The organism is Acidovorax sp. JMULE5, from assembly GCF_013376875.1.
Taxonomy (GTDB): domain Bacteria; phylum Pseudomonadota; class Gammaproteobacteria; order Burkholderiales; family Burkholderiaceae_C; genus Acidovorax; species Acidovorax facilis.
This window is the reverse complement of the sequence record NZ_CP035951.1, coordinates 523,758-546,269: the sequence shown is the minus strand read 5'-3', so window position 1 is coordinate 546,269 and position 22,512 is coordinate 523,758. Positions and strand designations below refer to the sequence as shown.

18 protein-coding genes are annotated in these 22,512 nt (G+C 65.7%); 8 read left to right on the top strand and 10 right to left on the bottom strand.

Annotation, left to right across the window (positions count from 1 at the left end; all coding sequences use genetic code 11):
• Positions 1-101 precede the first annotated feature (101 nt).
• Genes EXV95_RS02550 through EXV95_RS02540 form a run of 3 tightly spaced genes read left to right on the top strand, consistent with a single transcriptional unit; the run spans position 102 to position 3,270 of the window.
• Entirely contained in the window at positions 102-821 is a 720-nt protein-coding gene (locus tag EXV95_RS02550) for a Crp/Fnr family transcriptional regulator (RefSeq protein WP_055393849.1), read from the top strand.
• 34 nt (positions 822-855) lie between these two features.
• Positions 856-1,941: a phosphotransferase gene (locus EXV95_RS02545; protein ID WP_176885696.1), complete on the top strand. Its 1,086-nt coding sequence runs from the start codon at positions 856-858 to the stop codon at positions 1,939-1,941.
• 54 nt (positions 1,942-1,995) lie between these two features.
• Positions 1,996-3,270, top strand: a complete 1,275-nt coding sequence (locus tag EXV95_RS02540) for an acyl-CoA dehydrogenase family protein (RefSeq protein ID WP_176885695.1) — start codon at positions 1,996-1,998, stop codon at positions 3,268-3,270.
• A 221-nt stretch (positions 3,271-3,491) separates the two neighbouring features.
• Here EXV95_RS02540 and EXV95_RS02535 read toward each other — a convergent pair whose 3' ends face one another.
• Positions 3,492-4,223: a hypothetical protein gene (locus tag EXV95_RS02535; protein ID WP_055393843.1), complete on the bottom strand. Its 732-nt coding sequence runs from the start codon at positions 4,221-4,223 to the stop codon at positions 3,492-3,494.
• A 195-nt stretch (positions 4,224-4,418) separates the two neighbouring features.
• On the opposite strand from EXV95_RS02535, the gene EXV95_RS02530 reads away from it, so the two are divergent.
• Positions 4,419-5,045 carry a hypothetical protein gene (locus EXV95_RS02530; RefSeq protein ID WP_176888920.1) on the top strand — a complete coding sequence of 209 codons (627 nt, stop codon included), beginning with the start codon at positions 4,419-4,421 and terminating at the stop codon, positions 5,043-5,045.
• A gap of 70 nt (positions 5,046-5,115) precedes the next feature.
• Here the strand turns inward: EXV95_RS02530 and EXV95_RS02525 are convergent, their stop codons facing one another.
• From EXV95_RS02525 to EXV95_RS02515, 3 genes are all read right to left on the bottom strand, one after another.
• Positions 5,116-6,123, bottom strand: coding sequence for an asparaginase (locus EXV95_RS02525; RefSeq protein ID WP_176885694.1), 1,008 nt, complete (start codon positions 6,121-6,123; stop codon positions 5,116-5,118).
• Between the two features lie 23 nt (positions 6,124-6,146).
• Positions 6,147-8,711, bottom strand: a complete 2,565-nt coding sequence (locus tag EXV95_RS02520; RefSeq protein ID WP_176885693.1) for a penicillin acylase family protein — start codon at positions 8,709-8,711, stop codon at positions 6,147-6,149.
• A 118-nt stretch (positions 8,712-8,829) separates the two neighbouring features.
• Complete coding sequence (locus EXV95_RS02515; RefSeq protein ID WP_176885692.1) at positions 8,830-9,759, bottom strand: adenylate/guanylate cyclase domain-containing protein; 930 nt, start codon at positions 9,757-9,759, stop codon at positions 8,830-8,832.
• A gap of 332 nt (positions 9,760-10,091) precedes the next feature.
• On the opposite strand from EXV95_RS02515, the gene EXV95_RS02510 reads away from it, so the two are divergent.
• On the top strand, positions 10,092-10,532 hold the full coding sequence (locus EXV95_RS02510; RefSeq protein WP_255484894.1) for a hypothetical protein: 441 nt from the start codon (positions 10,092-10,094) through the stop codon (positions 10,530-10,532).
• Here the strand turns inward: EXV95_RS02510 and EXV95_RS02505 are convergent.
• From EXV95_RS02505 to EXV95_RS02485, 5 genes are all read right to left on the bottom strand, one after another.
• Positions 10,511-11,494, bottom strand: a complete 984-nt coding sequence (locus EXV95_RS02505) for an LD-carboxypeptidase (RefSeq protein ID WP_176885691.1) — start codon at positions 11,492-11,494, stop codon at positions 10,511-10,513. The genes EXV95_RS02510 and EXV95_RS02505 overlap by 22 nt on opposite strands.
• An 85-nt stretch (positions 11,495-11,579) precedes the next feature.
• Positions 11,580-12,971, bottom strand: coding sequence for a tRNA adenosine(34) deaminase TadA (tadA, locus tag EXV95_RS02500; protein WP_176885690.1), 1,392 nt, complete (start codon positions 12,969-12,971; stop codon positions 11,580-11,582).
• A gap of 58 nt (positions 12,972-13,029) precedes the next feature.
• The gene (locus EXV95_RS02495) at positions 13,030-13,278 is read right to left on the bottom strand and encodes a hypothetical protein (protein ID WP_121419824.1); all 249 of its coding nucleotides are present in this window, start codon (positions 13,276-13,278) and stop codon (positions 13,030-13,032) included.
• 143 nt (positions 13,279-13,421) lie between these two features.
• Complete coding sequence (locus tag EXV95_RS02490; protein ID WP_176888919.1) at positions 13,422-14,552, bottom strand: branched-chain amino acid ABC transporter substrate-binding protein; 1,131 nt, start codon at positions 14,550-14,552, stop codon at positions 13,422-13,424.
• A 257-nt stretch (positions 14,553-14,809) separates the two neighbouring features.
• On the bottom strand, positions 14,810-15,487 hold the full coding sequence (locus EXV95_RS02485; RefSeq protein ID WP_176885689.1) for a hypothetical protein: 678 nt from the start codon (positions 15,485-15,487) through the stop codon (positions 14,810-14,812).
• Positions 15,488-15,708: 221 nt separating this feature from the next.
• Here EXV95_RS02485 and EXV95_RS02480 point away from each other — a divergent pair, with 221 nt between their 5' ends.
• From EXV95_RS02480 to EXV95_RS02470, 3 genes are read left to right on the top strand one after another with little or no spacing between them, the layout of a single operon-like run.
• Complete coding sequence (locus tag EXV95_RS02480; protein WP_176885688.1) at positions 15,709-17,712, top strand: U32 family peptidase; 2,004 nt, start codon at positions 15,709-15,711, stop codon at positions 17,710-17,712.
• A 55-nt stretch (positions 17,713-17,767) separates the two neighbouring features.
• The gene (locus tag EXV95_RS02475) at positions 17,768-18,850 is read left to right on the top strand and encodes a sodium:calcium antiporter (RefSeq protein ID WP_255484892.1); all 1,083 of its coding nucleotides are present in this window, start codon (positions 17,768-17,770) and stop codon (positions 18,848-18,850) included.
• Positions 18,840-21,545 (top strand): cation-translocating P-type ATPase, encoded by a 2,706-nt coding sequence (locus tag EXV95_RS02470; RefSeq protein ID WP_176885687.1) that lies wholly within the window; start codon positions 18,840-18,842, stop codon positions 21,543-21,545. Before EXV95_RS02475 ends, EXV95_RS02470 begins: the two co-directional genes overlap by 11 nt.
• Before the next feature lie 388 nt (positions 21,546-21,933).
• On the opposite strand, the gene EXV95_RS02465 is transcribed toward EXV95_RS02470, so the two are convergent.
• Positions 21,934-22,455, bottom strand: a complete 522-nt coding sequence (locus EXV95_RS02465; protein WP_176885686.1) for a hypothetical protein — start codon at positions 22,453-22,455, stop codon at positions 21,934-21,936.
• Between the last annotated feature and the right edge of the window lie 57 nt (positions 22,456-22,512).

Sequence of the window (22,512 nt, the reverse complement as noted above, 5' to 3'; positions counted from 1 at the left end):
TTGGGCGCCCACAGCGCAGACACGCAGGTGACAACCCTGACGCAGCATGAAGGTCCCTGACGCGACAATGGGTCTGTTTCTAGTCACCCAAAAGACAGGCCATGGACGACCCGATTCTTACTATCGAAGAACGTGAAGCGATCAACTCAGGTCGCTGGTTTTCATCTCTCTCACCTTCTCTACGCCACGACATCCTCAGATGTGCATACGTCAAACGCTTCAAGGACGGCGGCCTCATTGCCGCACGCGGAGATCCGCCCGAGGAGTGGATTGCCTGCGCGCGCGGTGCGGTGCGGGTGAGCTCGACCTCCATCTCGGGCAAGCAGATCACGCTGACCTATGTGGAGCCGGGCATCTGGTTTGGCGATGTAGCGATCTTCGACGGGGACCGGCGCACACACGACGCCTACGCGCATGGCGACACCACGATCCTGTGTGTGGCCAAGGCCGATTTCCGCAAGATTCTGGCGGTGCACACCGAGCTGTACGAAGCCATGCTGCGACTGCATGCGCGGCGCATTCGCCAGCTGTTCGGGCTGGTGGAAGACCTCAACACCCTGCCCCTGCGCTCGCGCCTGGCCAAGCAGCTCGTGCACCTGGTGCGCAGCTACGGCGTGCCCAGCCTGTCGGACGGCAGCGAGATGCGCATCAGCCTGCAACTGGCGCAGGAAGAACTGGCGCAACTTCTGGGCGCATCGCGCCAACGCGTGAACCAGGAACTCAAGGCCATGGAGCGCGAGGACGCCATTCGCATCGAGCCGGGCGGCCTGGTGGTGCGTGACCGCGAAGCCCTGATGCGCATTGCTGAAACCGACAACTGACTCATTGACTGACCGAACCTCTCCCCATTCCTCCATGAGCAACTTTGACCATTTCGTCGGCACCCGTCCTGTTTCCGATCAGCACGCCTTTGATACCGAAGCGCTGACCGCGTGGCTTGCACGGAACATGGAAGGCTTCGTGGGCCCCCTGACCGTGGAAATGTTCAAAGGGGGGCAGTCCAACCCGACCTACAAGCTCATCACGCCCGGTGCCAGCTACGTGATGCGGGCCAAGCCTGGCCCCGTGGCCAAACTGCTGCCTTCGGCCCACGCCATCGAGCGAGAGTTTGCGGTGATGAGCGGCCTGTATGGCACCGACGTGCCCGTGCCCCGCATGTTTGTGCTGTGCGAGGACGAATCCGTCATCGGCCGCGCCTTCTACGTGATGGAGTGCATGCAGGGCCGCGTGCTGTGGGACCAATCTCTGCCCGGCATGACGCCGGCCGAGCGCGGCGATATCTACAACGAGATGAACCGGGTGATCGCAGCGCTGCACACGGTGAAATTTGCAGACAGAGGCCTGGCCAACTATGGCAAGCCAGGCAACTACTTTGACCGCCAGATCGGCCGCTGGAGCAAGCAGTATGTAGCCTCGATCACCCAGCCCATCGAAGAGATGGACCGCCTTATGGAGTGGTTGCCCGCCAACATGCCTGCCAGCGCTCGGGACGAGGGCCATGTCTCCATCGTGCACGGCGACTACCGCTTGGACAACCTGATGTTCCACCCCACCGAGCCGCGCGTGATTGCGGTGCTCGATTGGGAGCTGTCCACGCTGGGCCATCCGCTGGCAGACTTCAGCTACCACTGCATGAGCTGGCACATCCCCGCCTCGCTCGGGCGCGGCATCGCAGGGCTGGACCTGGCCGCGCTGGGCATCCCCGACGAAGACACCTATATCCGCCTGTACTGCGAGCGCACCGGCATCACCACGCCCGAGGCACTGCGTGCCGACTGGAACTTCTACCTCGCCTACAACATGTTCCGCATCGCGGCCATCCTGCAAGGCATTGCCAAGCGGGTGGAGGCTGGCACGGCCTCCAGCGCGCAGGCCAAGGCATCGGGCGACACCGCGCGGCCCATGGCCCAACTGGCCTGGTCGTTTGCCCAGCGCGGCTAAACACACGACGCAAGTACAAGCGCCGCCCCTCGATTACCAACGGAGAAGAAACCCATGGACTTTGACTACTCGCCCAAAACCAAGGAACTGCAGGCCAAGCTGCTCCAGTTCATGGATGACCACATCTATCCGAACGAGTCTGCCTACAAAGACGAACTGGCCGCCAACACAGCCGCAGGCAAGCGCTGGAGCGCGATGAACACCATCGAGAACCTCAAGCCCAAGGCGCAGGCTGCCGGGTTGTGGAACCTGTTTCTGCCGGTCGATAGCGCCGCCGCCTCGGGCTATGCGGGTGCGGGCCTGACCAACCAGGAATACGCTCCACTGGCCGAAATCATGGGCCGCGTGCCATGGGCCAGCGAGGTGTTCAACTGCTCGGCACCCGACACCGGCAACATGGAGACCATTGCCCGCTACGGCGACGAAGCCAACAAGGCCCGCTGGCTCAAGCCGCTGCTCGACGGCAAGATCCGCTCGGCCTTTGCGATGACGGAGCCCGACGTGGCATCGAGCGACGCCACCAACATCGAGACGCGCATCGAGCGCCAGGGCGACGAGTACGTGATCAACGGCCGCAAATGGTGGATCTCCGGCGCGGCCGACCCGCGCTGCGCGGTGTTCATCACCATGGGCAAGACAGACCCCGACGCACCCCGCCACTCGCAGCAGAGCATGGTGTTGGTACCCGCCGATGCCAAGGGCATCACCATCGTCCGCCCGCTGAACGTGCTGGGCTATGACGATGCGCCCCACGGCCACGTAGAGATGACGTTCGAGAACGTGCGCGTGCCCGTCTCCAACATCCTGCTGGGGGAAGGCCGTGGCTTCGAGATCGCTCAAGGCCGCCTCGGCCCCGGGCGTATCCACCACTGCATGCGCCTGATCGGCCTGGCCGAGCGCGCGCTGGAGCTGATGTGCAAGCGTGCTTCGTCGCGCGTGGCGTTTGGCAAAACCGTGGCCCAGCAGACCGTGACGCAAGAGCGCATTGCCGAAGCGCGCTGCAAGATCGACATGGCGCGCCTGCTCACGCTCAAGGCCGCCTGGTTGATGGATGTGGCTGGAAACAAGGTCGCCAAGACCGAGATCGCCATGATCAAGGTCGTGGCACCCAGCATGGCCTGCCAGGTGATTGACTGGGCCATGCAGGTGCACGGCGGCGGCGGCATGAGCGATGACTTCCCGCTGGCCTATGCCTACGCCGGTGCACGCACGCTGCGCTTTGCAGACGGCCCGGACGAGGTGCACCGCAACGCCATTGCCAAGTGGGAGCTGGGCAAGTACGGCACCTACGGCCGTGATGCGGCCGTGCCCGTCACCCGGGGAAGCTGACTAGAAATCACCCCCCTGAGGCCCTGCGGGCCTTCCCCCCACTCTCGCATCGCTGCGCGATGCGGGCGGGGGGACGCCGCCCTCGCTGCAGGGCGGCCTTTGCTCGGCGGCCTTGGGCCGGGCGCGCCAGTTTCATAACCTGCGGGAACATATTGCAGAACGCACAACGGGGCCACACGCTCCGTTGTGCGTTTTCTTTGGCGCAGGCGCTGGCTGGAACGCTACCGGGTGATGTTGGGCACGTCGTCCGGCCCCGCCACCGACATGGGCGGCAGGTTCTGCAGGGCCGCCTGCCCGGCCACCAGCAGGAGTTGCTTGGCATGCGCGATCTCGGCCAGGCTGCGCTGCGTGTGTTCCATGCGCAGGTAGACCTTGCCACGCGCCAGCATCAGCACCATGGGCGATTTCGCCCGTTCGGAGCCACCTTCCCCCTCCACGGCATTTAGCAGCTGTGAGACCACGGGCGCATGGATCCAGCGCTGGGCCAGCTCAATGCGCTCTGCCACCACCGCGAAGTGCTCGCGGAATGACACGGGCAGGCCGGGCCAGGCCATTTCCTCGTACATGGACAACCAGCGCATTTCTTCGGGCAGGCTGCTGCTCACCGCGGTCTGCAGCGTATCGGTGATGGCGGTGTAGGCCGTGCCTTCCAGAATTTCCTGCAAGGGACGGTTGATCACCATCACGGCGGCATCGGGGTCGGCGCCCACGTCGGCGCGCCCGCGCAGCTCCAGGCCCGTCACATAGTCGCGTGTGGGTGCGCCGCATTCCAGCCGCCACGGGTGGCCGTGGATGTCACCGCCCAGATCGAAATGTCCCTCGGTGGAATGTGCAACGATGGCCAGCTGCTGCTTCGCAGCCCAGCGGGCCACGTCCCGGTTGGTGGCAGGCCGGCCCAGGTCCGAACCCGGGGAGCCGGAAGTACCGAATGCTTTGCGGAGGCGGTCAAACATGAGAGGCCGAAGCGCAAGGCTTCGCAAGAGTCGCGGGTGCAGGCATTATTGGGCGAAAATTGAAATTCCCCCTGAGTCGCCTGCGGCGCCTTCCCCCTGAGGGGGACGCACCCGGTGGACTGGCCTGGGGCGCGCCAGTTTCGGCAGGTGGGGGCCTGGTACGGCGCTTGGATGAACGACATGCCACTTTTGACTATGAACCGCCGTTTTGCCCTGACCGCCATGGCTGCTGCGGGTGTACTGGGGACCTTGCCTGCGGCCGCAGCGAAATTGCCCAGGGACACCTCGGCCACGGCGCGCCAGCTGGTGCGCTGGGCCACCGAAACCGGCGACCACCAGGGTCTGCCTTTTGCCGTGATCGACAAGCCCGCCGCCCGCATCCATGTGTTCTCGGCCCAGGGGCAGTGGCTGAGCAGTGCTCCGGTGCTGCTGGGCGCTGCGCTGGGCGACCGGTCTGCGCCGGACATTGGGCAGCGGCCACTGTCACAGATCCGCCCGGAGGAGCGCACCACGCCCGCTGGCCGGTTCGTGACAGAACCCGGGCGAAACCTGCGCGGCGACGACATTGTGTGGATCGACTATGAATCCGCCGTCTCGCTGCACCGCGTGCGCAGCGTTCATGCCGCTGAGCGCCGCCAGCAACGCCTGGCAAGCCGGGGCGTGAGCGACAAACGCATCAGCTACGGCTGCGTGAACGCACCCGAGGCGTTCTACAACCAGTTCATCGCGCCTGTGTTCGGCCAGGCACGCGGCGTGGTGTATGTGCTGCCGGACACAGAGCCATTTGCTGCTTTTTTTATAGCTGCCAACGCTTACCCATAAAGCGCTAGGGCCATTTTTTACTTGTTTTTTCGAATCCGGCCTGCCGCCGCGCGGCGTCAGGCTGCCCGGTTCAGACAGGCCGTAGCTGGAACACGGCCCTGCGTCCGCCGACCTCCAGGCCCCGGGCATTGAGGATACGGCCCGACCGGCGCGGCGCCAGTGCCTCGCGCTGCCGGGCGTCGAGCCAGCCGAGCTGGTCCATGACCTCCACTGCGGCGGCCACCTGCGCCACCATGTTGCCGTCCATGACCTTGAGCGCGAAGGCCTCGCCCCGGCTACGGCTGCCCACCACCTGCACGCCGTCGGCGCCGGTCTTGGATACCCAGTCGCCCTGCCCGGCCCGTATAAAGCCCAGGTCGTGCCGGCCGGTGCCCGAGCCCAGCTCGGGCCGGGCGACCATGGCATCGGCCAGTTCGGTAAGGCTCTGGTCCAGGTCCGTGTCCGGTGCGCCACCGGCTAGGCGAGCGTAGCCCCGGGCCAGGCTGGCCAGCGGCATGGCGTAGTTGGGCGCCGAGCAGCCGTCAATGCCCATGGCCAGCTGTTCTGGTTCCAGCCCCACCGCTTGCGCAACGTGGTCGCGAATGGCAACCTGCAGCGGATGCGCTGGGTCGAGGTGATCGTCCAGCGGCAAGCCTTGTTGCACGCAGTGCGCGACGAAGCCCGCGTGTTTGCCGCTGCAGTTGTTGTGGCGTTCGTCTGGCACAAAACCTTGTGGCAGCGAGGCGAGCCCCAGCTCGGCAAACAGCGGCCGGTGGCACCCGCAACGCAGCGCGTGGTAGTCCTTGCCCACGCTGGCCAGCATGCGGTCGGCCTGCTCCACATGCATGGGCTCGCCGTTGTGGCTGGCGCACAGCAGCGCCAGCTCGCCCTGCCCCCAGCCCAGCGCGCGGGCTCCGCCCGACTGCATGAAAGGCAGCGCCTGGAACGCCTTGATGGTGGAGCGGGTGAAAGTGACGGTGTACGGGTCACCCACCTGGGCCGATACCCTGCCGTCGCGGTCGGCCACGGCCACTGCGCCCCAGTGCTGGCATTCGACCAGTCCGCCGCGGTTGACTTCGATCAACGGTACAAAACCCATGGTGTGCTTTCTTGCAGCCTGCATCACTGCGCAGCAGCGGCCGTGCTGGCGGCAGTGGAAGGCGTGAGTGTGAGCTCGTGCATCCAGCGCGCGGGCTGTCGCTGCAGCGCGCGATAGCCGGTCTCGGCCCAGGTGGTGCTCATGTCGCGGTAGCGCGGCGAGAACACCAGCCCGCTCTGACCGGTTTGGTAAATGAAGCGCGACTGTTCCAGATCGGCCAGGTCGTACACCGCGCGCAGCGAGGCGGCGTGGCGGTTCACGTACGGGCCAGAGGCTTCGCCCGCGTTGTACTGGCCCACGTTCACGGTGTACGAATCGCCGTGCGAGGGCACGCTCACATCGAAGAAACGCGCGAGTGCGGGCACGTTGCCGAAGGGCCGGTGCGCGCTGAGCGCCGGGTGCGCCGCGCCCCAGCGCCACTGGGCCGGGTCCGCGCCATACGCAGCCTGCAGGCGGTCGAGCGCGCGGCCCAGAGCAGCGGCAGATTGCTCGGCACACGATGCGGGTTGGCACCACCAGGTGTCGTTGCGCTCCAGAATGCCTTCAATGGCCGCGCGGTAGTCGCGCTTGCCATACGTGGCTGTGAACCGGTCTTCGCCAATGCGCGGAATGATCAGGCCGCGTGCCAATTCGTCCGTCCAGGCCACAAAGATCAGCGGCGCGGCGCGGCCCGCGTCCATCACGCCGTCAAAGCCCTGCAGCTCTTTCTGCGCAGCGGCGGCCAGCGGGTGCGTGGACTGCGCCTGCTGCAGGTGCGGCAGCAGGCGCCGCGTGGCGAGCGAGGTCACGTCGCGGTGGATGGCCTGCATGCTGGCCGCGTCGTGCTTGGGCGTGGCCTCGATGAGCTGCGCAATGCGTTCGTAGCGGTAGGGCAAGGCCCAGTCCTGCGTCAGAAAGTGGGGGTAGCCTGGCGCCGTCACGCGCTGGTTGGCCGTGGCGATCCAGCCCCGGGCGCCCTGGACGCCCGCCCCTCCGCTGACACCGTCATCCTGCGGGGTTTGCTCATACGGCAGCCAGCCCTTCCAGTCGTAGCGCGCGTCCCAGCCGGGCGAAGGCGCCACGCCCCGAATGTCGTTGGCGGCATCGCGCAGCGGCACACGGCCTGCGGCCTTGAAGCGGATGTTGCCCTGGTCGTCCGCAGCCACCACGCTTTGCATCGGCGAGTGGTAGTGCGCCAGCCCCGCAAAGAGCTCATCCACGCTCTTGGACTGGTTGGTCTTGAAGCCCGCCAGCACGGTCTGGTTGTCATCGTCCAGCGCGCTCCAGCGCAGCGCGATCACATATTTGCCCAGGTCCAGCACCTCGGCGTGCGACTTCTGAACGTCGCTCAGCACGGGGCCATGGCGCGTGCTGCGCAGCTGCAGCAACAGGTCGGCCTCGCCCTTGACGCGGATGGTTTCGTTGCGCACCGTGAACGGCGCCCAGCCGTCTGGGGTGCGGTACTGCGTGGCGTCCGCCGGGTTGATCTGCTCAAGATACAGGTCCTGCACATCGGGACCGGTGTTGGTAAAGCCCCAGGCCACTTTATCGGTGCGGCCCAGCACCACGAAGGGCATGCCAGGCAAGGTGGCGCCTACGGCATCAATGGGGCCCAAGGGCGTACCGTCAGACGCCTTGCCCGCAGGGGCCTGCAGGCTAGCAAAGTACCAGATGGCGGGGGCCGACAGGCCCAGGTGCGGGTCGTTGGCCAGCAGCGGCTTGCCGCTCACGGTGCGGGTGCCCGCAATCACCCAGTTGTTGCTGCCCTTGCCCTCGTTGGTGCCTGCGTTGCGGGTCAGCTCGTCGGCCCAGGCCAGCATGCCGGCGCTGATCTGCCGGGACAACGGACCTTCGCGGTTGGCTGGCGCCACAGCAGCCGCTGCAGCACCGGCGGCAGGTGCACGATAAACCCCCAGCTGGCGATACAGCGCCGCCAGGTCTGCGGACGCAGCGGGCGGCTCCCCCGGATAGGGTGGCATCAGTTGCCACAGCCGGTCGGTGTCCAGCGTGCGCGCCACCGACAGGCGTGCGAACTCGGTGCCCCAATTGCCACCCAGGTCCAGCGCCATCATCAGCGCCCAGCCCACGCTGTCCTCGGGCTCCCACACCGCGCCTGCGGCGCCTCCGGGTTGCACACCCAGCACCAGAAACTCCGGTGGCAAGGCCTGGGGACGTTTCTGGTGGAAGGCATGGATGCCCTTGCTGTAGGCCTGCAAGGCCTCCTGGGCATACAGCGGCAGCCCAGCGTACTGCCGCCGGGCCACACCCATGATGTCCAGGCTGCGCATGAGCTTGTCGGTCTCGACCGTGGCAGGGCCAAAAACCTCGGACAGCTGGCCGTGCATGACCCGGCGGTTGAATTCCAACTGCCAGGTGCGTTCCTGCGCATGTACATAGCCCATTGCAAACCAGGCATCCTGCGGGGTCTGAGCCTGGATGTGGGTGACATCGGCGCCATCGCGCCGCACCTGTACTGCATCGCTGAGCCCCGCCACAGCCAGGGAACCATCGAGTTGTGCAAAGCTGCGCTGCACATACACCGCCGCGCCCGCGCCTGCCAGCAGCGCCACTGCCACCAGCCCGAGGGCTGTCCGCTTCATCCATGCCATGTTTCTTGTCTCCTGCCGTTGGTCTTGTTGTTGATGTTGTGCACGCAAAGCCATGGTGGCTCCGCGCCCGCGCTGCGGCCACACTGCAATGCAGAAGGAGCCGCCAGCTCTGCGCGTGTCAGCTCAAGTGCACACTGCCGCCCGCCACATGAAAGCTCATGACCGGCGCACTGGGCTCGTTGAACGAAACGCCCAGCGCAATGTGCCCCGCGCCATGCAGGATGCAGGCATCGCGCCGCAGGCGCACGGGCGAGTCGCTGCCCTCGAACCGCACCCAGGTTCCAAAGCTGCTCATGTCGGTCAGCACGAACCCGCTGTTGCGCCAGTCGATGCGTGCATGCAGGCGCGACACGCGCGGGTCGTTGATGCACAGCTGGGCATGCTCGGTCCGCCCCACCATGACCGGGGCATCCGACGAGGTGAAGGTGCGGTCCACCCCATGCCAGGAGAACTGGATCTGCCCAAGGATGGAATCGACCGGTGCGAAGTTGCTGACCAGTGCCGCCTGCATGGTGAGGGAATCGGGCGCTTCGTCCTCACGCCATTCGACGTGGTAGAGCATCAGCAACTCTGCCTTGCCCCGAATGTCCATCATGCCGAGTTTGCGGTACCAGACATCGGGCGCCGTGCCCGCAAGCAGCACGGTGGTTTCGGTAGCCCAGATTTCAGCGGGCCCGGCCCGTTCGCACAGCCGGGAAGCCACGTTGACGGCGTCGCCATAACAATCGCCATCCACATCCACCACTTCGCCGCTGGCCACGCCCACGCGGATCTCCATGCGCAAGGGGTGGGGCCAGCGGTCCAGGCGGACCTTGTGCTGGCGCAGCATGGTGGCCATTGCAGACACCGCACTGGAGGCATCGCCAAAAACTCCCAGCACCCCATCCCCGAGCTTCTTGACCACCCGGCCGCCGTGGGCCTCGATGGTGTCGCCAATCCACTGGGTGACCTGCGTCACGGCCTCGGTAGCACGTTCATTGCCCAGCGCTTCATACAAGGCAGTGCTGCCTGAGATGTCCGCAAAGACCATCGTCGACAACACACTCATGAACGCGGGCCCGTTGGTAACATCATGTGAACCAGTTTAGTGCAAGCGCCCTGGCTGCGCACTCCTCAAAGCGCCAACAAGTGTTGCCTGAGGCCGCAGCCGCAGCGAAAGGCGCGGTTGCAGCGTTCACCACAACGAACCCGCACATCGTCAGCGTCGCGAAAGGGAGGCGCCACCCCGTTCGCCTGAAAATCCACCAACACGTAAAAATTCGCAACAAGCCCGGGCAAGTTGTTGTCTTTATGCAAAAACAGGAGCACGCCCCTTGCGCTGCACCTCGCTCCCGCTTACTTTGGCCGTCCCTGTTACAAAAAGCCCGCCCTTACCCCGCCATGCGCTGGAACAAGCCGACTCTCCGCAACAACCTTCACGACCTGCTGGGCCGTGACAAGCCGTCGTCCACGGCATGGGTGCGCAACCAGGGGCTGGAAGAAGTGCGCCGGGCCATGCTGCAGAGCCTGGTCGGCATGACCGGCTCCGACGTGGCGCGCATGAACATGCGGCTGCGTTATGCCGGCGACATCGAGGCCCTGTGGTACCTGCGCACCGACCTTTTCAGCACGCTGGTACCGCTGCGGGGCGAGCACGGTGCCCGGGGCGTGATCGACCAGGTCACCCAGCTGTTCCAGGGGCAGCTCCCACGCGCACTGCGCCCGGCGCAGGCCGCCCCTCACACCCCTCCTGACGCGCACCACGCGCGCGTGGCGAACCGCCGTTGTGGCGGTGTCATGCGGGTGAAGGCCTCACCGCGTCAGTGCTGGTGCCCCCAGTAGATCAGCGCATCGCGCTCTTCCACCGACAGTGACACCGTGGCGCCCACGGGCAACAGCACCTTCGTTTCAACATGCCCAAACGGCAGGTTGGTCAGCACCGGCGCCTTGATCTGGGTGCGCAGCCAGTCCACCACAGACTGCAGCTTGTAGCCCTTGTCATGCGGTGCCAGCTTGAAGTTGGTGAACTGCCCCAGCACCACAGCCTTCTGCTGGGCCAGCACACCGGCGTGCAGCAGCTGGGTCAGCATGCGTTCGATGCGGTAGGGGTGCTCGTGCACGTCTTCGATGAACAGCACGCCGCCCTTGGCCTGCGGGAAATACGGCGTGCCCACCAGCGATGCCAGCACCGCCAGGTTGCCACCCCACAGCGTGGCGCTTTTCACATAGAGATTGGGCACGGCAGGCTTGCCCGTGGCGGCGTTGGGTTGCTCTTTGTTCATGCGCCAGCCGGTACCTTCGCCGTGGCCCGTCAGCAGATCGTCAAAGCAGGCTTCCATGATGTCGTCAGGCTCGCCCTGCACACCAAAGTCTGCACCGAGCGACGGGCCCGCCCAGGTGGTGGCCCCCGTCTTGGCCAACACGGCCAGCTGAAAGGCGGTGAAGTCGCTCACGCCCACAAAGTGCATGCCCTTTTCAATCGCCTTGGCCACCGCCTTGTAGCGGATGCCCGGCAGGATGCGCGACAGGCCGTAGCCCCCGCGCGAGATCAGCGCCACATCGGCGCCGCTGGCCGCAGCGCGGTGGATAGCGGCCAGCCGGGTGGCGTCGTCGCCCGCAAAGCGGGTGTGGGTGGCCAACGCATCGGCGTCCACCTCGACCTCATGGCCCAGGGCCTTGAGCCGTGCAATGCCGCGCTTGAAGGCCGCCTTATCGCGCACGGCGCTGGAGGGCGAGTAGATGTAGATGTGCTTGGGACCGTGGTCGTGGTCGCAATGGGAAGGGTCGTGATGGTGGTCGTGCAAAGCGCTCAGACCCGCCGAGGGGCCTGCTCCGTAAACAGGGGGAATGTCGGGCGCCACATGCAGTCAGGCGGCGCCAGCGGACAAGTCAGTGCGCGAAGTATTCCACAGCCTGTGCGGCAATGGCCTCGCCGTGCTCCTGCACAAAGTGGCCCGCATGGGGCAGCACGATGGGCTCGGGGCAGCCTTGGATGCTCTGCTGCAGCGCCCGCATGGTGGGCAGGCCCAGCACAGGGTCTTGCGCACCCACCACCATCAGGCTGCGGCCCTGCCACTGGTGCTGCCAGAAATCGCGGGCCGCGCGCGACACGGCGGCGCCCGGGTCACCCGCAGAAGCGGGCACGCGTTCTGGAAAGGCCCGCAACGCGGCGCGGTAGCCTTTGTCCGGGAACGGCGCATCGTAGGCAGCGCACTCCGCCGCCGTCAGATGCGGGCTGCCACGCGCCAGCAGGCGCCCTACTCCATACAGCGGCTTGTCGCGGCACATGGCACGCCAGTCGACAAATCCGGCAGGCAGTGGCGCATCACCCGTGGCCAGCAGGGTGTTCATGACCAGCAGTCCCTCAAAGCGTTCTGGCATGGCCATGGGCAGCGTCAGGCCCAGGATGCCGCCCCAGTCCTGCACCACCAGCACCACCTTGCGCAGGTCCAACCGCTCGATCAGTTCCAGCAGGATCTTCCGGTGCCAGTCGAACTGGTGCAGGCCCTCTTTTTTGGGCTTGTCGCTTTTACCGAAGCCGATCAGGTCGGGCGCCACCACGCGGTCGCCCGCTGCCAGAAAGATGGGCAGCATGCGCCGGTACAGGTAGCTCCAGGCCGGGTTGCCGTGCAGGCACAGCCAGGTGCGCGGGGCATCACGGGGGCCTTCGTCGAGGGTGTGCAAACGCAGGCCCGCCAGGCTGGGCAGGTCGCTGATGTAGTGAGGCGCCCAGGGGTAACCGGGCAGGTTGGCAAACGCCGCATCGGGCGTGCGCAAAGCGTCGTCGCGCAACGGATGGCGGGCCAGCGCCTCGGCGCGTTGTTGATGGCGGCGCTGGCGGAAAAAGCCGCTGAGCAGACCGCCACATTCTTCGGCCAGCACCCCGCCTTGCACCTGGGTCTGGTGGTTGATCTCGGGATGGCCGAACAGGTTGAGCACCGAGCCTGCCGCGCCCGTCTTGGGGTCGGCCGCGCCGTACACCACCCGCGCCAGCCGCGCATGCAGCATGGCGCCGCTGCACATGGCACAAGGCTCCAGCGTGACGTAGAGGCTGCAGCCGTCGAGCCGGTAGTTACCCAGCCGCTGCGCGGCCGCGCGCAGGGCCACGATCTCGGCATGGGCCGTGGGGTCGTGGCCCTCCACCGGGGCGTTGCGGCCCGTGGCGATGACCTGGCCGTCCTTGACCACGATGGCGCCCACAGGCACCTCACCGGCGCTGGCGGCGTTTTGCGCCTCGGCCAGGGCCAGGCGCATCCAGTGCGAATCTTGGTCGAAGGTCATTGCTATTAAAGTAATAGCTATTAGCGCTTGATAGATAAGCGCTAGCAGCCAATTTTGCTTATTTTTCTTCGTCGGGCATGGGCCGGGCTTGCTGCATCAAGCCTTCCACCTGTTGCTTGACCTGCTGCTGGATCTGCTGGCTCTGGTCGCGCACAGTGGCCGAGCTTGAACCGGCGGGCGCCGAGGCGGGAGCAGCGGTCTGCAGAGCTGGCACCGGAGTACGCGCTGCAGACATCTGCTTTTTGACCACAACGCCCACCACGGCCAGCACCACCACCAACCCGACCAGTCCGAACATTGCGCGCATACCTTGGCTCCTTGGCGGACACCGGCGGCCCGCTTGTTTGCTTGCTATGGGGCCTGACTGTAAAGCCAAACCCCGCACGCAAAAACGGCCGCACTGGGCGGCCGAAAAGGCAAGGGTCGCTGACGTAGCGGCGGCGGTCGGCCTCAGTTCAGCGCCACGCGGCTGCCGTCCTTGAAGGTGTAGAGCGTCACGGCGGGCGTCGTCAGCTCGCCCTTGGCGGTGAAGGCGATGTTGGCGGTCACGCCCTTGTATTCGGTCTTGGCCAGGAAGGGGGTAAACACCTTCGGGTCCACCGAATTGGCGCGCTTCATGGCGTCGGCCAGCACCATGGCGGCGTCATAGGCATAGGGGCTGTAGATCTGGAACTGGCCGGGGAACTTGGCGTCGTAGCGCTTCTTCCAGTCGGCGCCGCCCTGCATCTTGTCCACCGACGCACCGCCGGTGGCGCAGGTCACGTTCTTCAGCGCCGGGGTCTTGCCCGACAGCTCGGGCAGCTTTTCGGTGCACAGTGCATCGCCGCCAAAGAACTTCACGTTGCCCAGGCCCAGCTGCTCCATCTGGCGCAGCATGGGGCCGGCCTGAGCGTCCAGGCCGCCGTAGAAGATCGCGTCGGGCTTCTTGTTCTTGATGGCAGTGAGGATGGCCATGAAGTCGGTGGCCTTGTCGTTGGTGAACTCTTCAGCCACCACCTTCAGGCCCTTTTGTTGCGCCGTGGCCTTGAAGACCGAGGCCACGCCCTGGCCGTAGGCCGTGCGGTCGTCGATGATGGCCACGCTCTTGAGCTTGAGATGGTCGGCACCAAACAGGGCCAGCGCCGCGCCCAGCGCGTTGTCGTTGGCAATCAGGCGGAAGGTGGTCTTGTGGCCGGGTTTGGTCAGGTCAGGATTGGAGGCCGATGCCGTGATGTGCGGCAGGTCGCACTTGGCATAGATGGCCGATGCGGGGATGGACGTGCCCGACTGCAGGTGGCCCACCACGCCCGCCACCTTCTGGTCGCACAGCTTCTGCGCCACGGCGGTGGCCTGGCGCGGGTCGCCGGCGTCGTCTTCCGCCGCAATTTCAAACTTGATCTTCTTGCCGCCGATCACGAGGTTCTGGGCGTTCAGGTCGTCAATCGCCAGGCGCACGCCGTTTTCAGTGTCCTTGCCGATGTGGGCAATGCCGCCCGACACGGGGCCGGCGTGGGCGATCTTGACGGTTTGCACATCCTGTGCGGTGGCTGCAGTGGCGGCGGCAACACACACACCCACGGCAGCCAGCTGCACAACGGACACGGGGAAAGACGACGGACGCAGGCGGGTGAAAGCTCGGAACACGGTAGAAATCTCCAAAAAATATAGTCGCAACTTTTGCGCACCATTTCGGGGCAAAACGCACCGCATCCTAGCCACCATCGTCCCTTTGTGTCGCCAATTGCTATGCAAGCTTAGCAATTTGCTGGGCCATTAAAACGGCTAATGGCACACGCTGATTCGCCGAAGTCAACCTCTGAAGCCGCCCTTTGACTTGCAGCGCCCCCGTTGGCAAGCGCTCAACCTTTCACCATCCGCAGCTTGAAGTTGGTAAACGGCAGGATGGCGTTCGGTGCGCCCCGGGGTACACGTTCTTCCACGCAGCCCGTGTCATTGGGGGTCACAAAATGCGGGCCAATCCCACCAATCGCCGCCTTGTGTGACCCGGTCCAGTCCCAGCCCCACCCGGCCCCGGTCACCTCGCCTGCAAACAGAACGGGACCATCGACCGCGATGCCCTGGTGGATGGTGATGCGCATCCGGTCGGCAAACCCGCCCGCCCGGTACCCAGCCTGGATGTGGAGCGTGAAGACGGGGTGCACCGCCGGGTTGAAGGTCGCCCCCGAGGTGTTCGTGACCGTCACCAGCCCCGGCATGGCCGTGCCGTTCCATCGCTCGGCCATCACGGTGCCATCTGCAAAGATGATGAAGCCACGGGCCTCGGAGAACAAATTCTGGCCGTGGCGGTAGATCGGCCCGCAATGAGGGTTGTAGCTGCCCTGCCCGCCGGTGCAGTCCAGTGCAAACACCATGTGGTTGGCACCTTCGGAAAAGAACCACGAACAGTCCACCGTGCAGACCAGATCGTTGTGCCGTGTGGGCGACAGGCTGACCCGGGGCGGCAGGTAACAAAAGTCGAGGTCGTTGATCGCCAGTCTCAGCTGAGTGGGCTTCTTCTTTGCGCGGGAGGTGCTCATCAGAGTCCTTTCACGGGTTGGGTAGGGGTTGCCAACGGTACCGGCGATTTTTGAAAAACCGTGGGGCACAGAGGCCGTGGCACGGCGCCGACGTTGGCACGCTGCACCCGTTGTATCAGACCACCACACCACAAAGCCTCGCCACATGGTTACCAAAAGCAGCTGCGCCCGATACCCGAGGGGCGTCCCACGGCATGGTGAAGCTGAAATAATCACGCCCCATGTCCCTCCTGCCCCACCAGCTCGAACTGCTCTCGCCCGCGCGCGACGCAGACATTGGCATCGAAGCCATCCACCACGGCGCTGACGCCGTCTACATCGGCGGCCCCGCCTTTGGCGCACGCGCCAGCGCGGGCAACGACATCCGCGACATCGAGCGCCTGGTGAAACACGCGCACCGCTTCAACAGCCGCATCTTCATCACCCTCAACACCATCCTGCGCGACGACGAGCTGGAGGCCGCGCGCCAGATGGCCTGGCAGGTGTACGAGGCTGGGGCCGACGCGCTCATCATCCAGGACATGGGCCTCTTGGAAATCGACCTGCCCCCCATCCAGCTGCACGCCAGCACCCAGACCGACATCCGCACGCCCGAAAAAGCGCGGTTTTTGCAGGACGCGGGCCTGTCGCAAATCGTGCTGGCGCGCGAGCTGACGGTGCAGCAGATAGCAGCAGTCCACAAGGCGCTGGGCCCGGTCGATGCCCCAGGCCGCGCCAACATCGAGTTCTTCATCCACGGCGCGCTGTGTGTGGCCTACAGCGGCCAGTGCAACATCAGCCATGCGCAGACCGGCCGCAGCGCCAACCGCGGCGACTGCAGCCAGGCCTGCCGCCTGCCCTACCAGGTGACGGACGCGCAGGGCCGCTTCATCGCGCACGACAAGCACGTGCTGAGCATGAAGGACAACAACCAGAGCGACAACCTGCGCGCCCTCATCGACGCGGGTGTGCGCAGCTTCAAGATCGAAGGCCGCTACAAGGACATGGCTTATGTGAAGAACATCACGGCCCACTACCGTACTCTGCTCGACGAAATCATCGAAGAACGCGAGGCCCAGGGCCGGCCGCTGTCGCGCTCGTCCAGCGGGCGTACCACCTTTACCTTCACGCCCGACCCGCTACAGAACTTCAACCGCGAGTTCACCGACTACTTCGTGACTGGCCGCAAGGAAGACATCGGCGCCTTCGACACCCCCAAGAACCCGGGCCAGGCCATCGGCTGGGTGACCAAGGTAGGCCCCGACTTTGTGGAGCTGGAAGTGAGTGACCCCGCCACCGTACTGCACAACGGCGACGGCCTGTGCTACTACGACCTGCACAAGGATCTGGTGGGCATGGCCATCAACGTGGCCGAGCCCGTGTCGGCACGCAGCGTGGGGCAATGGCGCGTGTACCCCAAGGACCCGATGGAAGGCTTCAAGGACCTGCGCAAGGGCACCGAGATCAACCGCAACCGTGACATGGACTGGGTGCGCACGCTGGAGAAAAAATCCAGCGACCGCCGCATCGGCCTGTGGGCGCACCTGAGCGAGACGCCTTCAGGCTTCAGCCTGATGCTGACCGACGAAGACGGCAATGTGGGCTGTGCCGATGTGCAGCAGCCGCACCAAAGGGCCACCGATACCGCCAAGGCCGAGGCCAGCTTGCGCGAGCAACTAGGCCGCTTTGGCGCCACGGTGTTTGCGGTGCATGACATTGCACTGCAGCTCTCGCAACCCTGGTTCGTGCCCGCCTCGGTGCTCAATGCGCTGCGTCGTGATGCCGTGGCGGATCTCGAAGCCAACCGCGTCCGCAACTTTGCCCGCCTGCCGCGCGCCACGCCGGTGGAGCCCCCTGCGACCTACCCCGAGGACACACTCTCCTTCCTGGGCAATGTGTTCAACCACAAGGCCCACGACTTCTACGTGCGCCACGGCGTGAAGGTGATTGATGCGGCCTACGAGGCGCACGAAGAGGAAGGCGAAGTCAGCCTCATGATCACCAAGCACTGCGTGCGCTTTTCCATGAGTCTGTGCCCCAAGCAGGCCAAGGGCGTGACGGGTGTGCAGGGCACCATCAAGGCCGAACCCTTGATGTTGATCAACGGCAAGGAAAAGCTGACCTTGCGCTTTGACTGCAAGCCCTGTGAAATGCACGTGGTGGGCAAGATCAAGCGCCAGGTGCTGAACCAGGCCAAAGAGATCCCCCTGACCTTCTACAAAGCCCGGCCGCACAAAGCACATTGATGCACCTGCATGTGGCGGCTCAACAGCAATGCCCCATGCACACTGACCCGTTTTCATGCCCGCCCTGCGGGCCAGCACCATGACGGCCACGCTGCTGGTGTGGCTGCAGTTCGCAGCCTGCGCGGGGCTGATTGGCGCGGCGGGCTTCCAGCTGTCGCGCTACGGTGATGCCATTGCCCAGCGTACAGGCTTGTCGGGCAGCTGGATCGGCCTCACGCTGGTGGCCAGCGTGACTTCGCTTCCAGAGCTGGCCACCGGCATCACCAGCGTCACCATCGCAAACACCCCCAACCTGGCTGTGGGCACCGCACTGGGCAGCTGCGTGCTCAACCTGGTGTTTCTGGTGGTGATCGACCTGCTGTACCGGCCAGCACCGGTATGGACCCGGGCCGCCCACGGCCACGTGCTGGCAGGCGCTTTTGGTGTGGTGCTGCTGGGCTTTTTGCTGCTGGGTCTGCTGATGGGCCAACTGGGGGCTACTGCCAGTGCTTCCCCCGGCGCTGGCACTGCCTCCCAGCGCAGCGTGGGGTTCCTCACGCCCGTCATCCTGCTGCTGTATCTGGTGGCGATGCGCACCGTCTTTGCGTATGAACAGAGCCACCCCCCTGCGCTACCGACCAACCCAGCGCCGCCCACCAACAACGCAGCACATACGCTGCCCGGTCTTCGACAAGCGGCCACCCGCTTTGCCATGGCGGCGGCCATTGTGGTGGGGGCCGGCATGTGGCTGCCCTTTGTGGCGGTCAACCTGGCCACTACCATGGGCTGGAACCGCAGCTTTGTGGGCAGCCTATTTGTGGCCCTGGTCACCACCCTGCCCGAACTGGCGGTCACGCTGTCCGCACTGCGGCTGGGTGCGCTCGACATGGCCATTGGCAACCTGCTGGGCAGCAACCTGTTCAACGTGGCCATCGTGGCCATTGACGACTTGTTCTACCGCCCCGGCGATCTGCTGGCCCATGTGTCGCCCGTGCATGCCATCACCGCCGCATCGGCCGTAGTCATGACCGGGCTGGCGGTGGTGGGCCTGTTCTTTCGCCCGCGCAGCCGTGTGCTACGCGCAGTGGGCATGGTCAGCATCGGCATGGCGGCGGTGTACCTGGTCAACACCTACGTGGTCTTTCTTTATGGAAGCTGATGCCGTGAAACACCCCCATCCTCATCTGCGCGATGCCATAGACGTGGCACGCGAGCACGCCGTTGACCCTGACGCGGGTCTGCACCCCGACGAAGCCCTGCGCCGCAGCGCCACCCATGGCGCCAACGAGTTGGCGGCATCGCAAGACCATCCCTGGTGGCACCTGCTGGCCGACCAGTTCAAGGACTTCATGGTGCTGGTGCTGCTGGGTGCGGCCGTCATCTCGGGTCTGGTGGGCGAAGTCACCGATACGCTGGTGATCCTCGTCATCGTGGTGCTCAACGCCGTCATCGGCTTTGTGCAGGCCTGGCGCGCCGACCAGGCCATGGCCGCGCTGCGTCAGCTGGCTGCGGCACACGCCACCGTGCTGCGCAGCGGAGCGGTGCAGGTGGTGCCCGCCACCACACTGGTGCCGGGCGACATCGTGCTGCTGGAGGCGGGCAACCAGATTCCGGCCGACCTGCGGCTGATCGAGATTGCGCAGCTGCAGGTGGATGAATCGGCCCTCACGGGCGAGTCCGTCACCGTAGCCAAGCAGACGCAGGCTCTGGCCGCCGAGGATGTGGGCGCGCTGGGCGACCGCACCAACATGGCCTTCAAGGGCACCACGGCCACGCATGGCCGGGCACGCGGCCTGGTGGTGGCCACCGGCATGCACACCGAGCTGGGCAAGGTGGCCACGCTGCTCGACACCGGCGACCGCAGCACGCCGCTGCAACTGCGCCTGGCGGCCTTTGGCAAGCGCTTGGCGATCGCGGTGCTGGGCATCTGTGCGGTGATCTTTGTGGTCGGCGTGCTGCGCGGCGAGGCGCCGCTGCTCATGGCCCTCACCGCCATCAGTCTGGCCGTGGCCGCCATCCCCGAGGCACTGCCTGCGGTGGTCACCGTGCTCCTGGCCCTGGGCGCACGCCGCATGGTGGCCGTGCATGCGCTGGTGCGGCGCCTGCCTTCGGTGGAGACCCTGGGCTCGGTCACCACCATCTGCTCGGACAAGACCGGCACCCTCACGCAAAACCGCATGCATACCGAGCTGCTGCTGGCCCACGGCGTGCGCTGGGTGCCCGGTGACCCCCTGCCTGGCCCCGCCCATGCCGAAGCCCTGCGCGCCGCCGCGCTGTGCAACGACGCCACGCTCCAGACAAAGAACGAAGAGGGTCATTCAGGCACCCAGTGGCTGGGCGACCCCACCGAAACCGCGCTGGTGCTGGCCGCCCATGCGGGCGGACTGGACAAGGCTCAGCTAGATGTGAGCAGCCCCCGCGTGCAAGAGCAGCCCTTTGACTCCGACCGCAAGCGAATGACCACCTTCCACCGCGCTACCGATGGCTTTGTGGCCTACACCAAGGGCGCACCGGAGTCGGTCTTGCTCCGCTGCACCACCCACTGGACGCCCGAAGGTGCTGCCGCACTGGACACCGCCAAGGTCCTCGCCACTGCCCAGCAACTCGCCGCCCAGGGCCTGCGGGTGCTGGCCCTGGCCCGCCGCAGCCACGCCCGCCTGCCCGACACCAACGACATCGACGCGGTAGAAAACCAGCTGGAGCTGCTGGGCCTGATCGCCCTCATCGACCCACCCCGTGCCGAGGCGAAGGCCGCAGTGCGCGACTGCATCAGCGCGGGCATCACCCCGGTGATGATCACCGGCGACCACCCCGCCACCGCACGTGCCATTGCGCACCGCCTGGGTATCGTCACCAGCACCGACGCGCCCGTGCTCACCGGCGCCGACCTGGCCACACTGGACGATGCCGCACTGCGCGCCCGCGTGGAACAGGTGCAGGTCTACGCCCGCGTGGACCCGGCGCAGAAGATCCGCATCGTCGAAGCGCTGCAGGCCCAGGGCCACTTCGTGGCCATGACAGGCGACGGCGTGAACGACGCCCCGGCCCTCAAACGCGCTGACATCGGCATTGCCATGGGCCAGGGCGGCACCGACGTGGCGCGCGAGGCATCCAGCCTGGTGCTGCTGGACGACAACTTCGCCACCATCGTCGCGGCGGTGCGCGAGGGCCGCCGCATCTACGACAACATCCGCAAGTTTGTGCGCTACGCCATGACGGGCAACTCGGGCGAAATCTGGACCATCTTCCTCGCGCCGCTCTTGCTGCTGCCCATTCCGCTGCTGCCCATCCATATCCTGTGGGTCAACCTCGTCACCGACGGCCTGCCCGGCCTGGCGCTGGCAGCCGAGCCGGCCGAGCGCGGCATCATGCAGCGCCCACCCCGCGCGCCGCGCGAAAGCCTGTTTGCGCACGGCATGTGGCAGCACATTCTGGGCGTGGGCCTGCTCATTGGCGGGCTGTGCCTGGCAGTGCAGGCCTGGGCGCTGCACACCGGCCATGCGCACTGGCAGACCATGGTGTTCACCGTGCTCACGCTGGCGCAGATGGCGCATGTGATTGCCATCCGCTCCGAATCCGAACCCATCTGGCGCCTGGGCCTCTTGAGCAACCGCCCGCTGCTCGGCGCCGTGCTGCTCACCTTTGCGCTGCAGATGGCCACCATCTACGTCCCCTGGCTCAACCCCATCTTCCGCACCGAGCCACTGAGCCTGGGCGAGCTGGCGCTGTGCATTGGCGCTGCACTGGTGGTGTTGGTGGTGGTGGAAATTGAAAAGGCCTGGCGCCGAGGCCTGCAGGCGCGGCGCACTGCGGCAAAGCTGGCTGACAGCGCGATGGATGAGCCTGCAGCCTGAATGGCGTGATGGCTGCTTGCGGGTCGTTTTTCACCCACCGGGCGTGCCGCAGGTGCCCGATGTCCATGTTCAGCCCTTGGAAGGTGATGCCGGTAGTGACGATGCCGTATAGCTTGTTGGGCCTGACCTGGGCGTGGAACAGGCCGTAGCTGAGTGCTGGGCGGTCAAACATCTGGGCCTGCGCGCTGGCTATTGCACCGTGGCTTTGCAGACTGGCGAAGTAGCCCCACAGGGTGGCGGTGAGCAGGTCTCCGGTGAGGTGGTCGCCGGTGACGCCTTGCAGGATGGCGGCTCTTTGGCTTTCCAGTGCCGTCTGGGCTTGTTGGAGCTTGGCCTTGGTTTGCTCCATTCTGGTTTTGAGGGTGGTGAGCTGGGCTTGGCTGATGCCCTAGATGGAGACGCCCAGTGCAGTTTGCTGGCCTGCGATGAGTTTGTCTTGGGTTTCGTCCCTGTCTTGCTGCCCATAGCGGGTGAAGCCGCCTTGGCCGATGGGTTCGGTGCCTGCGCGCATGCCGGGGCCGGTGGCTACGACGGTGCCGTCTACCGATATCTGGGGCTTGAGGTTGATGCTGCTCGATAGCCCCCTGGGCAGTTGGCTGGGGTCTAGCTGTTGGCCGGGGGCGGGCTTGGGGATGAGCGCGGCAATGGCTGCTTCGTCGGCGGTGCTGGCTGCTACCCAAGCGAGGGTGATCTTTTTACCGGCAATGGCTGCGGTGGGGGTTTGCCAGCTCAGCAGGGGGCTGTCACCCCAGGCGGCGCTGCGCGCGTCTGCGTAGATTTCGTATTTGAACTGGGCTTTGCTGGATGCGGGCAGGTCGCTGTGGGTTTGGCTGCGGGTTTTGATGCTGTAGGGCAAGGTGCCTGCCAGGTAGGGCAGCGGGTCGATGGTGGCCGTTCTCTGGCCCAGCACGTCGCCTACGGTGCTTTGACCTGTCGACCCCTGGTCTGGGCTGGAGCCTTGACCGGG

Bases quoted from the DNA above. Each gene is read 5' to 3' on its own strand.
- EXV95_RS02550 (WP_055393849.1), top strand. From the start codon at position 102: ATGGACGACCCGATTCTTACTATCGAAGAACGTGAAGCGATCAACTCA.
- EXV95_RS02545 (WP_176885696.1), top strand. From the start codon at position 856: ATGAGCAACTTTGACCATTTCGTCGGCACCCGTCCTGTTTCCGATCAG.
- EXV95_RS02540 (WP_176885695.1), top strand. From the start codon at position 1,996: ATGGACTTTGACTACTCGCCCAAAACCAAGGAACTGCAGGCCAAGCTG.
- EXV95_RS02535 (WP_055393843.1), bottom strand. From the start codon at position 4,223: ATGTTTGACCGCCTCCGCAAAGCATTCGGTACTTCCGGCTCCCCGGGT.
- EXV95_RS02530 (WP_176888920.1), top strand. From the start codon at position 4,419: ATGAACCGCCGTTTTGCCCTGACCGCCATGGCTGCTGCGGGTGTACTG.
- EXV95_RS02525 (WP_176885694.1), bottom strand. From the start codon at position 6,123: ATGGGTTTTGTACCGTTGATCGAAGTCAACCGCGGCGGACTGGTCGAA.
- EXV95_RS02520 (WP_176885693.1), bottom strand. From the start codon at position 8,711: ATGGCATGGATGAAGCGGACAGCCCTCGGGCTGGTGGCAGTGGCGCTG.
- EXV95_RS02515 (WP_176885692.1), bottom strand. From the start codon at position 9,759: ATGAGTGTGTTGTCGACGATGGTCTTTGCGGACATCTCAGGCAGCACT.
- EXV95_RS02510 (WP_255484894.1), top strand. From the start codon at position 10,092: ATGCGCTGGAACAAGCCGACTCTCCGCAACAACCTTCACGACCTGCTG.
- tadA (WP_176885690.1), bottom strand. From the start codon at position 12,971: ATGACCTTCGACCAAGATTCGCACTGGATGCGCCTGGCCCTGGCCGAG.
- EXV95_RS02495 (WP_121419824.1), bottom strand. From the start codon at position 13,278: ATGCGCGCAATGTTCGGACTGGTCGGGTTGGTGGTGGTGCTGGCCGTG.
- EXV95_RS02485 (WP_176885689.1), bottom strand. From the start codon at position 15,487: ATGAGCACCTCCCGCGCAAAGAAGAAGCCCACTCAGCTGAGACTGGCG.
- EXV95_RS02480 (WP_176885688.1), top strand. From the start codon at position 15,709: ATGTCCCTCCTGCCCCACCAGCTCGAACTGCTCTCGCCCGCGCGCGAC.
- EXV95_RS02475 (WP_255484892.1), top strand. From the start codon at position 17,768: ATGCCCGCCCTGCGGGCCAGCACCATGACGGCCACGCTGCTGGTGTGG.
- EXV95_RS02470 (WP_176885687.1), top strand. From the start codon at position 18,840: ATGGAAGCTGATGCCGTGAAACACCCCCATCCTCATCTGCGCGATGCC.